Raw genomic sequence first — 14,328 nt, forward strand, 5'->3', positions numbered from 1 at the left:
GACGTAAACAAAAATGCCCGCATCGAGAGATGCGGGCATTTTTTATGGCGCTCGACTGGGTCGGCTACATGGTCGGTTACTTAGTCGGTTACTTGGTCGGTCGAAGCCAGATGCCCATCACTGAACTGCAACGCTGCCAACCGCGCATACAGCGGATTACTGGCGATCAGCTCCTGATGCGTACCAATCGCCACAAGCCTGCCCTGGTCCATCACGGCAATCCGGTCGGCGTTTTTCACCGTGGCCAGGCGGTGGGCGATCACCAGGGTGGTGCGGTTTTGCATCAGGCTCGGCAGGGCTTGCTGGATCAGGTGTTCGCTCTGGGCATCGAGGGCGCTGGTGGCTTCGTCCAGCAGCAGGATCGGCGCGTCGACCAGCAGCGCCCGGGCGATAGCCAGGCGCTGGCGTTGGCCGCCTGACAGACCGAGACCGCCGTCGCCCAGATGGGTCTGGTAGCCGTCGGGCATTTGTTCGATGAAGTCGTGGGCGTGGGCGATTTTTGCCGCCTCCTGCACTTGTTCCAGGGTGGCGGTCGGGCAACCGTAGCGAATGTTTTCTTCGACGCTGCCGAAGAACAGCGCCGGGGTCTGCGAAACCAGTGCGAAACAGCGGCGCAAATCCAAAGGATCAAGGCTCGTCAGTGGCACGCCATCAATCAGAATCCGGCCCTCGCGCGGATCGTAGAAGCGCAGCAGCAAGTCATACACCGTGGACTTGCCCGCGCCGGACGGCCCGACCAGCGCGAGGGTTTCGCCCGCGTTGACCGTCAGACTCAAGCCGTCAACGGCAAAGCTTTCCGGACGCGAAGGGTAGGAAAAGCGCACGTCCTGCAACGCCAGTTCGCCTTTAACCCGCTCCGACAAGGTCACCAGTCCGGCTTTCGGCGGTTGGATAATGTTCTCCGAACGCAACAATTCGGCAATACGCTCGGCAGCGCCCGCTGCCCGCTGCAATTCGCCGATCACTTCGCTCAACGTACCAAACGCACTGCCGACGATCAGGCTGTAGAACACGAACGCCGCCAGCTCACCGGCTGAAATTCGCCCGGCAATCACGTCCATGCCGCCGACCCACAACATCACCGCGACGGCACCGAGCACCAGCACGATCACCAGCGTAATCAGCCAGGCCCGCTGGAAAATCCGTTTGCGCGCCGTTTCGAACGCTTGCTCGACGGTGCTGGCGAAACGTTGTTCGTCCTGCACCTGATGGTTGTAGGCCTGCACCGTTTTGATCTGGCCGAGGGTTTCCGAGACATAGCTGCCAATGTCGGCGATCCGGTCCTGACTCAGCCGCGAAAGATTACGCACGCGGCGCCCGAATATCAGGATCGGCGCAATCACCAATGGCAGCGCGATCACCACGATGCTGGTGAGTTTGGGGTTGGTGATGAACAGCAGCACCACACCGCCAATGACCATCAGCAAATTACGCAGGAACAGCGACAGCGACGAGCCGATCACCGATTGCAGCAATGTCGTGTCAGCGGTCAGGCGTGACTGGATTTCCGAACTGCGGTTGTCCTCGTAGAACCCGGGATGCAGGTACACCAGATGGTTGAACACCTGCCGGCGAATGTCAGCCACCACCCGTTCACCGATCCATGACACCAGATAAAACCGGGCAAAGGTGCCGACCGCGAGCCCCAACACCAGCAGCATGAACAGACCAATGGACTGGTTGAGCAGGTGCGGCGACTGAGTCATGAAGCCTTGGTCGACCAGCAGTTTGATGCCCTGCCCCATCGACAACGTAATGCCGGCCGTGACGATCAGCGCGAGCAGTGCGCCGAAGGCCTGCCAGCGATAAGGCTGAAGAAAATGACTGGTCAGGCGCAGGGCCCGGCGGTGGCGCGAGGAAAGCATCGGGATCATTCAGGTTCACGTCGTGTGCTGATTAATGGGGCCAGCCTGGACACTCAATGGGGTGGAACTCTGCAAATCACAATGAGTCAGGTTAATTATGACCGGCCAGACTACCCCCTAGATGCTATCGGTCTAATGCCCGGGTTGAGACGAACGGTCATTTCTGCTTGAGTGGAGATACCGTTCCGGAAAGATCGAAGGGAGTTGTCACAGCCTGGTCACCTGACGGTTTTATTGTGCATACACAACCTGATGAGGAGACAGGCCATGTCCTTGCAACACAGCAGCGATGACAAGATTCAAGTGATCCGCACCAAGCCCGGCCAACCTCTGGGTTGCTCGATTATCGATAAGGATGGGCGCGAAGTGCCAATCACTGAAGACATGATCCAGAACGCCTGCCGCGAACTGGAGAAGCGATTGGTCAAGCCTGCCGAACAAAAGTGATATCGCCACCGTCTTCCTGACCCGGCCCCTGGAGGCCGGGTTTTTTCTGCCCGCGATTTAAACGGCCACAGCGCCCAGCGCCGTCACGATCTGCTGCAACGCCGGGGAATGCCCCTCGATCCGCACTTTCAGCCCTTCGATCTCGCGGCGCACCGGATACTGTTTGCGCAACACATCAAACGCGGCACGTTGCTCACCGACGCTACCCAACAGGGTGCGGCGGAAATCCGCATCGTCCCGGCGCGGGTCGTACACACCACGGCACAACATCGCCAGCGCCCAGGCCGGATCGCTGTCGGCATGCAGGGAAACTTCCGACAACCACGGTGCCGGCAACAGATCGCTGAGCTGAATGCTGGCCGGCTGCCCGATGAAATCGCAGTAAGCCTGATAGATCTGCGCCGTGCCGCGTTGCTTGCCATCGAGGCTGTAACCGGCGATATGTGGGGTCGCCAGCACGCAGAGTTCGGCCAACGCGACATCGACTTCCGGCTCTGCTTCCCAGACATCGAGCACCGCCTGCAGGTCTTCACGCTCCAGCAGCACTTCGCGCAACGCGGCGTTATCCACCACCGGGCCACGGGCGGCGTTGATCAGCCAGGCGCCCGGCTTGAGTTGCTGCAAACGTTGCTCGTCGAACAGGTGCCAGGTCGCGCCTTCACCGCTGCGGGTCAGCGGGGTGTGCAGGCTGATCACGTCGCACTGCGCAATGATCTGCTCCAGGCTGACATAGTCACCGCCCTCGGCTGCCTGACGCGGCGGATCGCAGACTTTCACGTTCCAGCCCAGCCCTTTGAGCACCTTGATCAAGCGACCGCCCACTTCACCGGCGCCGATCACGCCATAAGTGCGCTCACTCAAATCGACGCCTTCGATTTCGGCCAGGGTCATCAGGCTGCCGAGCACGTAATCCACCACGCCCCGGGCATTGCAGCCGGGCGCACTGGACCAGGTAATGCCGGCCTCATTGAAGTATTCGAGATCCAGATGATCGGTGCCGATGGTGCAGGTGCCGACAAACCGCACCTTGCTGCCTTCGAGCAACGCACGATTGACGTTAGTTACCGAGCGCACCAGCAGCACGTCGGCCTGTTCGACCGTGGCCCGGTCAATGGAACGGCCCGGCACCCGGCGGATCTCGCCGAAACCGGCAAAAAAGGCATCGAGCAGCGGGATATTTTCGTCGGCAACAATCAGCATGGCAGGGCTCCTTGGGCGGATCGGCAGTGTAGGCGCTGACACTGCGATGAGCCAGCAGGCTGTGATTCTTGATAAGGCGGGACGATTACAAATCCGCAACAGAGGATTTTCCTGACCATAACGTCAGCGGCGTAGAATGCCCGGCCTTGCGCATCAACCCCTGTGGACGCTTTGCCTGTGAATTCCGTAACTGAACGCCCTGACGCCGTTTCCCTCAACCGCCCTGCCCGGGTTCGCCTGGAGCTGAAGAATCTGCTCGGCCTGGCCCTGCCGATCATGATCGCGCAACTGGCGACCACCGCCATGGGCTTCGTCGATGCGGTGATGGCCGGGCGCGTCGGGCCAAAGGATCTGGCGGCCGTGGCGCTGGGCAACTCGATCTGGGTGCCGGTGTTTCTGCTGATGACCGGCACCCTGCTGGCCACCACGCCGAAAGTCGCCCAGCGCTTCGGCGCCGGCACCCACAGCGAGATCGGCCCGATCGTGCGTCAGGCCTTGTGGCTGGCACTGGTGGTCGGACTGATGGCGACCGGCATGCTGTTCAGCGCCGAACCGATCCTGCACCTGATGAAAGTCGATCCGGAACTGATCGGCCCGTGCATGCAGTACCTGCACGGCATCGCCAGCGGTCTGCCAGCAGTGGCCTTCTACCATGTGCTGCGCTGCACCAGTGATGGCCTCGGCCGCACGCGGCCGGCGATGGTGTTGGGCCTGTGTGGGCTGGCGCTGAACATTCCGTTGAACTACGTGTTCATTTACGGTCACTTCGGCGTTCCGGCCATGGGCGGCGTCGGTTGCGGCTGGGCCACAGCGATCGTGATGTGGGTGATGGCGCTGGGCCTGGCCGGTTACGAGCGCTGGGCGCCAGCCTACAAGTCGAGCGAACTGTTCAGCCGTTTCGACTGGCCGCAATGGGCGGTGATCAAGCGCTTGCTGGCCATCGGTCTGCCGATCGGCGTCGCGGTGTTTGCCGAGTCGAGCATCTTCGCAGTGATCGCGCTGCTGATCGGCAGCCTCGGCGCCACGGTGGTGGCCGGGCACCAGATCGCGCTGAACGTCAGCTCGCTGGTGTTCATGATTCCGTATTCACTGGGCATGGCGGTGACCGTGCGGGTCGGTCAGGCACTGGGCCGTGAAGAACCCCGTGAAGCGCGTTTCGCGGCGGGTGTCGGCATGGGCACTGCGCTGGCCTACGCCTGCCTGTCGGCGAGCATGATGCTGCTGATGCGCGAGCACATTGCGGCGATCTACACCTCCGATCCGATGGTGATTCACATCGCCGCGATGCTGATCGTGTACTCCGCGCTGTTCCAGTTCTCCGACGCGATTCAGGTCACCGCCGCTGGCGCCCTGCGCGGTTATCAGGACACGCGGGTAACAATGATCCTCACGCTGTTCGCCTACTGGGGCATCGGCCTGCCGGTGGGTTACGCCCTCGGCCTGACCGACTGGCTCGGCGAGCCTCGCGGCCCGAGCGGCTTGTGGGAAGGCCTGATCGTCGGCCTGAGCTGTGCGGCGCTGATGCTGTCGATCCGCCTGACGCGCAGTGCGCGCAAACGCATTCGCATCAGCCGCTCGATGGGCTGATCGGCGATAAAAAAAGACCTGCACATGCAGGTCTTTTTTTTGCCTTTCGATCAACCGGACTTCTTGCGGATCCAGTACAGATAGGTCCCGGCTTCTTCGTGCTGGCCCACCAGTTCATGGTCGAGAAACACGCAGAACTTGGGGATGTCGCGGCGGGTCGACGGGTCGGTGGCGATCACCTTGAGCAAGCCGCCGGGCACCAGGTCACGAATGTGCTGATGCAGCATCATCACCGGCTCCGGGCAGTTGAGGCCGGTGGCGTCAAGGGTGCCGTCGACCGGCGTATTGATCATTTCACTCATGATTCACTCCTGAAACTGGCCGGCATTGTCGCCCAATGCCGGGTGTTCGGTCACCTGTCGCGCGCTCAGCGGGCTTTGGCTTTCTTCACGTCATGGCGACGCAAATGGCAGGTCACTTCCTCGCGGTCGTGGTATAGCTGCTTGCAGCCGATATCGACCTTGATCCCGCGGGCCTTGAAACCATCGGCGATACGCTCGAGCAGACGCTTCACTTCGGCGTAACGCTGCTTCATCGGCAACTTGAGGTTGACCACCGCTTCCCGGCAATGACCCTCGCCGATCCACTCTTCGAGCATCGCGGCGTTGCGCGCCGGCTTCTCGACGATGTCGCAGACCATCCAGTCCACCGGTTGCTTTGGTTTGAAGGTGAAACCGTCGGCCATCAAGTGCTGCACCAGGCCGGTGTCCATCAGGCTTTCGGCCATCGGGCCGTTGTCGATGGCCGTCACCAGCATGCCGCGATTGACCAGTTGCCAGGTCCAGCCGCCCGGCGCAGCGCCGAGGTCGACACCGGTCATGTCGCTGTGCAGGCGATCTTCCCACTGATCGCGGGGAATGAAGTGATGCCAGGCCTCTTCCAGCTTCAGGGTCGAACGGCTCGGCGCCTCGCGCGGAAATTTCAGACGCGGAATGCCCATCGGCCACATCGCCGAGTTACCGGCATCGGCCAGACCGAGGAACACCTCACGACCGCTCTTGAAGGTCAGCAGCAGGCGTGGCTTGCTGGCGTCGTCCACCAGTTTGCCGGCGCCGGTCAGCGCCTTGCGTAGCGGGCCTTCGAACTTCTTGCAGAAGTTCGACAGTTCCTTGCCGTCGTTGGTGTCGACGACCTCCAACCACAAGCTGCCGCACACCGGGAATTCGGCCATGTGTGCGAGGATCACGCTGATGCGGTCGGTTTCCGGCAGATCGATGAAAAGTCCACGCGCCCACTGGCGCGGGAAGATCAGCGCGGCGAAACGCTGGCCACGCATCAGGCGCTCGGCGCCGTCTTCTTCGGTGCAGACGAACTCGGCGCAAGCGGTCGCCGGTTTGGCCTTGGCGTAACCGGCCACGTTCAGTTGGGCGGCGAGGTCGGAAATCTCCGAGCAGACTTCGCCTTCGAAGCCTGGCCGGCAATGCATGAATAGGGTGTTCATTCTTACTCCTGGGCAGAGGGCGATCATTCATCCCCTGCGCGATGCCCAGACCTGCGTTGAAGCAAAGCCTGTCACGAAAACCGGCGCATGATAGCCCATGTCGGAACCTTGGACTTGCCCATAGAGTCCAGTTATTAGCCAGCTACTGAAAACAGGGCTACGTTGATAGCTCTGCCCGTCCCCTCAGTCCGTAGCCGTGCGGACTCAAACAGGCTGTTTGAAAACGTAGCGAGCGAAGGCAAGACAAGGCAAAAACAGGCTTGGAAGCGGAGTCTACGAGTTGTAAATGAGCATTCCGAGCCTGTTTTTAACGCAGGATTGCCGAGCGCAGTAGTTTTCAAACAGCCTGAAAGGAGTGATCGTAATGCCGTCCCTTGATAGCCTGAACACCCTTAAAACCTTGAAAGTCGATGACAAGACTTACCACTACTTCAGCCTGCCGGATGCTGCCAAAAGCCTGGGCAATATCGACAAGCTGCCCATGTCGTTGAAAGTCCTGCTGGAAAACCTGCTGCGCTGGGAAGATGAAAAAACCGTCACCGGCGCCGACCTCAAGGCGATTGCCGCGTGGCTCAAGGAGCGCCGCTCCGACCGGGAAATCCAGTACCGCCCTGCCCGGGTGCTGATGCAGGACTTTACCGGCGTACCGGCCGTGGTCGATCTGGCCGCGATGCGCGCCGCCATGGCCAAGGCTGGCGGCGATCCGCAGCGGATCAATCCGCTGTCGCCGGTGGATCTGGTGATCGACCACTCGGTGATGGTCGATAAATTCGGCAGCGCCAGCGCTTTCGAACAGAACGTCGACATCGAAATGCAGCGCAACGGCGAACGCTACGCCTTCCTGCGCTGGGGCCAGAGCGCCTTCGACAACTTCAGCGTGGTGCCGCCGGGCACCGGGATCTGCCACCAGGTCAACCTCGAATACCTCGGACGCACGGTGTGGACCAAGGACGAAGACGGCCGCACCTATGCCTTCCCCGACACACTGGTCGGCACCGACTCCCACACCACCATGATCAACGGCCTCGGCGTACTTGGCTGGGGCGTCGGCGGAATCGAGGCGGAAGCCGCGATGCTCGGGCAACCGGTGTCGATGCTGATTCCCGAAGTCATCGGCTTCAAACTCACCGGCAAGCTCAAGGAAGGCATCACCGCCACTGACCTGGTGCTGACCGTGACCCAGATGTTGCGCAAGAAAGGCGTGGTCGGCAAATTCGTCGAGTTCTATGGCGACGGCCTCGCCGACCTGCCGCTGGCCGACCGCGCGACCATCGCCAACATGGCCCCGGAATACGGTGCGACCTGCGGTTTCTTCCCGGTCGATGACGTAACCCTCGAATACCTGCGCCTCTCCGGCCGCCCGACTGAAGTGGTGAAACTGGTCGAGGCCTACACCAAGGCTCAGGGCCTGTGGCGTCTGCCCGGTCAGGAACCGGTGTTCACCGACAGCCTGGCGCTGGACATGGGCAGCGTCGAAGCCAGCCTCGCCGGGCCGAAACGCCCACAGGACCGGGTGTCCCTGCCGAATGTCGGCCAGGCCTTCAGTGACTTCCTCGACCTGCAATTCAAACCCACCAGCAAGGAAGAAGGACGTCTGGAAAGCGAGGGCGGCGGCGGTGTCGCCGTGGGCAATGCCGATCTTGTCGGTGAAACGGATTACGAGTACGACGGCCACACTTATCGCCTGAAAAACGGCGCGGTGGTGATTGCCGCGATCACCTCCTGTACCAACACCTCCAACCCGAGCGTGATGATGGCCGCCGGCCTGCTGGCGAAAAAAGCCGTGGAGAAAGGTCTGACGCGCAAGCCGTGGGTGAAGAGTTCATTGGCACCGGGTTCGAAAGTAGTCACCGATTACTACAAAGCCGCCGGGCTTACGCAGTACCTCGATCAACTCGGTTTTTCATTGGTGGGCTACGGCTGCACCACCTGCATCGGCAACTCCGGACCACTGCCGGAGCCGATCGAAAAAGCCATCCAGAAAGCCGACCTGACCGTCGCTTCGGTGCTGTCCGGCAACCGCAACTTCGAAGGCCGGGTGCATCCGCTGGTGAAAACCAACTGGCTGGCGTCACCGCCGCTGGTGGTTGCCTACGCCCTGGCCGGCAGTGTGCGCACCGATATCAGCAGCGAACCGCTGGGCAACGACCAACAGGGCAATCCGGTTTACCTGCGTGATATCTGGCCAAGCAGCAAGGAAATCGCCGACGCGGTGAATCAGGTCAACACGGCGATGTTCCACAAGGAGTACGCCGAGGTGTTTGCCGGTGACGAACAGTGGCAAGCCATCGAAGTGCCGCAAGCCGCGACCTACGTCTGGCAGGCAGATTCGACTTACATCCAGCATCCGCCGTTCTTCGATGACATCGCCGGGCCATTGCCGGTGATCGCCGATGTGAAAGGCGCGCGAGTGCTGGCGCTGTTAGGCGATTCGGTGACCACTGACCACATCTCCCCCGCCGGCAACATCAAGGCCGACAGCCCGGCCGGGCGTTACCTGCGCGAGCAAGGCGTCGAGCCACGGGACTTCAACTCCTACGGTTCGCGCCGCGGCAACCACGAAGTGATGATGCGCGGCACTTTCGCCAACATCCGCATCCGCAACGAAATGCTCGGCGGCGAAGAAGGTGGCAACACGATCTACATTCCGACCGGAGAAAAACTGGCGATCTACGATGCAGCCATGCGTTATCAAGCTTCGGGAACACCACTGGTGGTGATTGCCGGGCAAGAATACGGCACCGGCTCCAGCCGCGACTGGGCCGCCAAGGGCACCAACCTGCTTGGGGTGAAAGCAGTGATCGCCGAAAGCTTCGAGCGAATCCACCGTTCCAACCTGGTAGGCATGGGCGTGCTGCCGTTGCAGTTCAAGCTGGATCAAAACCGCAAGAGCCTGAACCTCACCGGCAAGGAAACCCTGGAGATTCAGGGTCTGACCGGAGTCGAGCTGACGCCAAGGATGAACCTGACCCTGGTGATCACCCGAGAAGACGGGCGTCAGGAGAAAATCGAAGTGCTGTGCCGCATCGACACCCTTAACGAGGTGGAGTACTTCAAGTCCGGCGGGATCCTGCATTACGTGTTGCGGCAGTTGATCGCTTCGTAAAACCTGCAGATGCAGAAACACCGCCAATCGGCGGTGTTTCTGTTTGGGCACGGTACTTTTCCATAGGCGAAAAAAAACCCGCCGAAGCGGGTTTTTCCCAAGACCATTATCGACTCCCTGTCGGCAGCGATCCTTGCTAATGGTCGATCATCCGTGATCCTGAAACACTCCCTGTGCTTCAGTTGATGAGGCTAGATTACGCTCTGGATCCAATCGGCAATAGTCGACAAAGCTACCAGCGCGTGTAAGACATTCGCCATAGCCCCCCTTCCGAAAACCCTTAGCCGTGTCAGGCATCGAGCGCGCAAGCCGCCAGATACGCGACTTCCAGCTGTCCGGCGGCGGCGTTTTGTTCGTCATCCTCCATGAACCACGCGGCAGACAGTCCGGCAAACGCCAGCACCCATTGCAAGAGACGCCGGCGATCCAGCCCTGCCGTTTCGCAGATCACAACGACTTGCCGTTGAAAGCGTTCAGGATCAGCGGCCGTCGGCAATTCCGGGTTGCAGATCAGGTTGGCGTAGTCGTAGCCGCGCTCGCCCCGCACCCGTTTCGGATCGATGGCCAGCCAGCCGCGCGAGCCAAAATCGAGGACGTTGTCGTGGTGCATGTCACCGTGCAGCACAACAATGTCCCGGGGTTCGGCGAGCAAGGTTTCAGCCATTTGCTGGCAAACAGAATATTGGCCGCCGTATCGGGCGGCGGACACTTGCAGCGAGGCAAACCACGGTGCCAGCTCTACTAACGCAGGCGGCTCCGTGGATCGCGGCGCATGCAACCGCGCCAAGGCCCGGCACATGATGCGGGTCGCCTCGTCATCTTCGCCATTGAGCGCCATATTCATCAACGAACGTTGACCCGTGGCCCGCTCCAGAAGCAGTCCTTCCTCGTGATGAGCGAGCACCCGAGCGGCGCCGTCGCCGTCCCACCAGGTCATCAGCAGGTTGCCGTACTTTTCCTCATCGTCCACCGCGACTTTCAGCATCGCCGGTACGTCGCCCTGACGCACCGGCAACAGCTTGCTGCCCGGCGTGATGATCGGAACACCGTCGGGCACCAGCGCCCAACGCTTCAACCACGGGTCAAACCATTCGCTGTCAGCCACCTTCACGCTCGCGTGCCCTGTCGGTCTCGGCCAGAAAGTGTTCGAGTCGGCTCAATTGCTCCTCCCAGCCACGGCTGTCCATGTAGTACGCCTCTTTTTGGCGGACGTCGGGAATGTGCGCAAAACCTGACTCGGAGACCTTCAGCAGCGTGCCGTTCTCGTAGTCCTGCAGCTCGAATTTGACCAGTGTGGTCGGTTCTTGGGAGTAATCGATTTTCGGGTTCACCGCGTACGGGTGCCAACGGAAGGAAAACAACTGCTGGGGCTCGACCCGCTCCACCAGCACGTTCCAGAGCACATGTTCATAACCGGGGTACGTGACCTGCCCCTGCGTCCACTCGCCCGCGATAAACCGCCGCCCTTCCAGAGCCACGCCAAACCACTGGCCAAACGCCTCGGCATCGACCAGCGCACGCCAGACATGGGAGCGTGGCGACCTGAGCATGATTTTACGTTCAAAGCTGTTGGGTACTGGTTTCATACGTCACCTCCTGTTTTGAACAGTAGGCTTGTATGACCACATGTCCAATGCGAAGTTGTATCAATCCAGTGCAACGGTCGGGTCTGATTGAAATATCCGGCAGTATTTTGGGGCGCCGGTTCGTCAGAATGCGCACGGATCAGCGCTGCCAAACTGATAACGTTCCCAGCGAACTGAACGACACAAGGACGTCATCATGCAGCCCTCCCTCCCCGAACGTTACCGTGGCGCCCTGCTCGGCCTGGCCTGCGGCGATGCCGTGGGTACCACCGTCGAATTCCAGCCTCGGGGCAGCTTCCAGCCCCTGACCGACATGGTCGGTGGCGGGCCGTTCCACTTGAAACCGGGCCAATGGACCGACGACACCTCGATGGCGCTGTGTCTGGCAGAAAGCCTGCTGAACAAAAACGCATTTGATGCCGCTGACCAGATGGGCCGCTATCTGAACTGGTGGAAATGGGGTTATCTGAGTTCGACCGGCGAATGTTTCGATATCGGCATGACCGTGAGTCAGGCGCTGGATCACTATCAGCACACCGGAGAGCCGTTTGCCGGCTCCACTGATCCCTACAGTGCTGGCAATGGCTCGTTGATGCGTCTGGTGCCCGTTGTACTGTTTTATTTCCCCGATGCCCGGCAAATCAGGCGATTCGCCGCCGACAGTTCACGTACCACCCACGCGGCGCCCGAGGCCGTCGAATCCTGCCAGTTGTTTGCCGAGCTGCTCGGCAAAGCCCTGGAAGGCGCATCGAAAGCGGAACTGCGCAGCCTGCCGCTAAGAACCTTCAGCCAGCCCAAGGTGGCGGCGATTGCCCGGGGCGACTACCTGAACAAGTCTGACAGGGAGATTCGCGGCAGTGGCTACTGCGTCGAATCCCTGGAAGCAGCGTTATGGTGCTTCCAGCACACCGACAGTTTTGCCGCAGCCGTCCTGCACGCGGCCAACCTGGGCGATGACGCAGACACTACGGCCGCCATCGTCGGCCAGTTGGCTGGCGCCCATTACGGCGTGCAGGGGATCCCGTTCGGGTGGCTGGAAAAACTACATGACGGAGAGGAAATTGCCGCGACAGCGGAGCGCTTGCTCAACGCATCGAGACAGCACAAATCCTGATGGCGCCACGAAGTCGCTAAACTGCTCGGCACCTTCATTCATCAAAGCGAGATGACTCATGTCCCCACGCCTGCTTCTGGCCCTGACACCCTTTTTTTTCACTTCCGTCGCCCACGCGGCCGTGGACTGCGCCAATGCCAGCGATCAGGCGACGATGAATCAGTGCGCCGGGCAAGAGAGCAAAGCGGCGGATAAAGAGTTGAACACGGTGTATCAGCAGATCACCGCACGGCTGAAAGAAGAACCTGCCAGCAAGAAACTGCTGGTCAGTGCTCAGCGGGCGTGGATTGGGTTTCGCGATGCCGAATGCGAATTTTCGGCGTCGGGCGTAAAGGGCGGAAGTATGTACCCGATGATCTACAGCGTATGCATCACGCGTGTGACCAAGGGTCGAACCGAGGCTCTCAAGCAGTATTTGAAGTGTGAGGAAGGGGATGTGGGCTGCCCGGTGCCAGGGGCCTGATATTCAAAACCTGAGCTGCTCGCGACTGCGGCAGCTCAGGCAATACAAAATTACCGAACAAAAATCTGCGCCGTGGTAATCGCCATATCCCCACCCGGCAATTTGATGCTGCCGGTCTGTTTCATGGTCTCGGCATCAAAGATCGCCACGTCGTTGAACGTCCCGGCCAGGTAGATTTTGCTGCCATCCTTGTTGAACGAAATGCAGTAGTAGGAATGGTCCAGCGTGGCCGCCTGAATCAGTTTCTTCTGCTTGATGTCGTACTTCGCCAGACGATTGAGCACGCCGAACATCAGGTTCGGATCCTTCGGTGAGCGCATGCCGCTGAAGTAGATTTCGGTCAGCGGGCCGAAGTCGGTGGTTTCGGTCTTGCCGGTCTTCAGGTCGATGCTGAACAGTCCGTACAGATACTCGGCAGTGGCCGGGTCCTGCTTCTTGTCCTTGAATTTGGCGGCGGTGTACAGCAGCGAGAAATCGTGGCGGTAAGTCTGCTGGTTCCACACGTAGAGCACGTCCGGCGCGCTGTAATTCGGGCGTTTCCAGTGGCGGCTGGGGATCAGCACGTCGAACTTTCCGCTCTTCACATCGACCTTGTACACATCGGCGCCCGCCACATACAACGTGCCGTCATCGCCGCTCTGCATGATCGTCAACTGCCGTGGCGCCGGGAAGCTGCGCACCGGTTTGGCGTTCATTCCGGCATCGGTGGCGTAAACGTCCAGACGCGGCTGCTTGACCTCGTAGTGGTCGTTGAGCATCAACGTCGGGTTGGCGATGGTGTACAGCTCCTTGCCGTCATGGCTGACGGTGAAGGCGAACATCGACCGCGCTTTCTCCCCCGGTTGCTGGGTGATGCTGGCGTGGAACACCTGCTTGCAGCTGTCCAGTTCGACACCGTAAACATCGGCGTAATGGTTGTTCAGCACATACGCGGTCTTGCGATCCGGCGACAGCTGCACGGTCCCGGGGCCAAAGGCGTCGGGCATCTTGCAGGTCTTGTACAAGGTGTCGGTCGCCAGGTCGATGACATGCAGGTTGTTCGGGTAATTGGTGGTCAACATGTACTCGTGACCGTCCTGCAGCGCGGTGTTTTCATCGGCCAGAACCGGGAGCGAACAGGCGCTCAGGACCGCGAGTGCGGCAAGGCCGCAGGCTTTGTTGAGGCTAGGCATGCTGGAATCCTTCTTCTTAGGGATCACTTGTCTTTCGGGAAGACAGTGCCGAGGTTGCGCCAGTTGTCGTTGGACGCCTGGGCATCCTTGTTCCAGTCCGGGTAGGTGCTCATCATGTCCGGCACCTGGGCCGGCCACCAGCACGGGTCGGAGCAGCCATACAGGTCGGCCTCCATCGGCTGGCACAGCGACGACACCCCGCCGAACGCATCGATTTCCCAACCCGGGTCGGTGGTCGAGGCACAGCCGGCGACGGAGCTCATCGCCACCACTTCTTCGATGCGGTTTTCATCCGCGGCCTGATCCAGCTTCAACGCTTTGTTATTGATTGCCTTGAGATGTTTCAT

At 60.6% G+C, this 14,328-nt stretch carries 13 protein-coding genes; 5 read left to right on the plus strand and 8 right to left on the minus strand.

The window, feature by feature from the left end; genetic code table 11:
* Positions 1–80: 80 nt before the first annotated feature.
* A complete protein-coding gene (locus tag IF199_RS20600; protein ID WP_192558568.1) occupies positions 81–1,874 on the minus strand; it encodes an ABC transporter transmembrane domain-containing protein in 1,794 nt (597 codons plus the stop codon).
* A gap of 258 nt (positions 1,875–2,132) precedes the next feature.
* Here IF199_RS20600 and IF199_RS20605 point away from each other — a divergent pair, with 258 nt between their 5' ends.
* Positions 2,133–2,312, plus strand: coding sequence for a PA1571 family protein (locus tag IF199_RS20605; protein WP_065260694.1), 180 nt, complete (start codon positions 2,133–2,135; stop codon positions 2,310–2,312).
* 57 nt (positions 2,313–2,369) lie between these two features.
* On the opposite strand, the gene pdxB is transcribed toward IF199_RS20605, so the two are convergent.
* Positions 2,370–3,512, minus strand: a complete 1,143-nt coding sequence (pdxB, locus tag IF199_RS20610) for a 4-phosphoerythronate dehydrogenase PdxB (RefSeq protein WP_192558569.1) — start codon at positions 3,510–3,512, stop codon at positions 2,370–2,372.
* Positions 3,513–3,689: 177 nt separating this feature from the next.
* On the opposite strand from pdxB, the gene IF199_RS20615 reads away from it, so the two are divergent.
* Entirely contained in the window at positions 3,690–5,099 is a 1,410-nt protein-coding gene (locus IF199_RS20615; RefSeq protein WP_096822097.1) for an MATE family efflux transporter, read from the plus strand.
* 50 nt (positions 5,100–5,149) lie between these two features.
* Here IF199_RS20615 and tusA read toward each other — a convergent pair whose 3' ends face one another.
* Complete coding sequence (gene tusA, locus IF199_RS20620; protein WP_011335204.1) at positions 5,150–5,401, minus strand: sulfurtransferase TusA; 252 nt, start codon at positions 5,399–5,401, stop codon at positions 5,150–5,152.
* 65 nt (positions 5,402–5,466) lie between these two features.
* Entirely contained in the window at positions 5,467–6,540 is a 1,074-nt protein-coding gene (rlmM, locus tag IF199_RS20625) for a 23S rRNA (cytidine(2498)-2'-O)-methyltransferase RlmM (RefSeq protein WP_192558570.1), read from the minus strand.
* A gap of 364 nt (positions 6,541–6,904) precedes the next feature.
* On the opposite strand from rlmM, the gene acnA reads away from it, so the two are divergent.
* Positions 6,905–9,646 (plus strand): aconitate hydratase AcnA, encoded by a 2,742-nt coding sequence (gene acnA, locus IF199_RS20630; protein WP_102621852.1) that lies wholly within the window; start codon positions 6,905–6,907, stop codon positions 9,644–9,646.
* A gap of 289 nt (positions 9,647–9,935) precedes the next feature.
* Here acnA and IF199_RS20635 read toward each other — a convergent pair whose 3' ends face one another.
* Both IF199_RS20635 and IF199_RS20640 read right to left on the minus strand, forming a co-directional pair.
* Positions 9,936–10,751: an aminoglycoside phosphotransferase family protein gene (locus IF199_RS20635; protein WP_192558571.1), complete on the minus strand. Its 816-nt coding sequence runs from the start codon at positions 10,749–10,751 to the stop codon at positions 9,936–9,938.
* Positions 10,744–11,232 (minus strand): SRPBCC family protein, encoded by a 489-nt coding sequence (locus IF199_RS20640; protein WP_085713126.1) that lies wholly within the window; start codon positions 11,230–11,232, stop codon positions 10,744–10,746. Before IF199_RS20640 ends, IF199_RS20635 begins: the two co-directional genes overlap by 8 nt.
* A gap of 196 nt (positions 11,233–11,428) precedes the next feature.
* Here IF199_RS20640 and IF199_RS20645 point away from each other — a divergent pair, with 196 nt between their 5' ends.
* Both IF199_RS20645 and IF199_RS20650 read left to right on the plus strand, forming a co-directional pair.
* Positions 11,429–12,346 (plus strand): ADP-ribosylglycohydrolase family protein, encoded by a 918-nt coding sequence (locus IF199_RS20645; RefSeq protein ID WP_192558572.1) that lies wholly within the window; start codon positions 11,429–11,431, stop codon positions 12,344–12,346.
* A gap of 58 nt (positions 12,347–12,404) precedes the next feature.
* Positions 12,405–12,809, plus strand: coding sequence for a lysozyme inhibitor LprI family protein (locus IF199_RS20650; RefSeq protein WP_192558573.1), 405 nt, complete (start codon positions 12,405–12,407; stop codon positions 12,807–12,809).
* 50 nt (positions 12,810–12,859) lie between these two features.
* Here IF199_RS20650 and peaD read toward each other — a convergent pair whose 3' ends face one another.
* Both peaD and qhpC read right to left on the minus strand, forming a co-directional pair.
* A complete protein-coding gene (gene peaD / locus IF199_RS20655) occupies positions 12,860–13,981 on the minus strand; it encodes a quinohemoprotein amine dehydrogenase subunit beta (protein ID WP_102621853.1) in 1,122 nt (373 codons plus the stop codon).
* A 23-nt stretch (positions 13,982–14,004) separates the two neighbouring features.
* Positions 14,005–14,328: a quinohemoprotein amine dehydrogenase subunit gamma gene (gene qhpC, locus IF199_RS20660; protein ID WP_008016081.1), complete on the minus strand. Its 324-nt coding sequence runs from the start codon at positions 14,326–14,328 to the stop codon at positions 14,005–14,007.

The sequence above is a fragment of the Pseudomonas allokribbensis genome (genome assembly GCF_014863605.1).
Classification (GTDB): Bacteria; Pseudomonadota; Gammaproteobacteria; order Pseudomonadales; family Pseudomonadaceae; genus Aquipseudomonas; species Aquipseudomonas allokribbensis.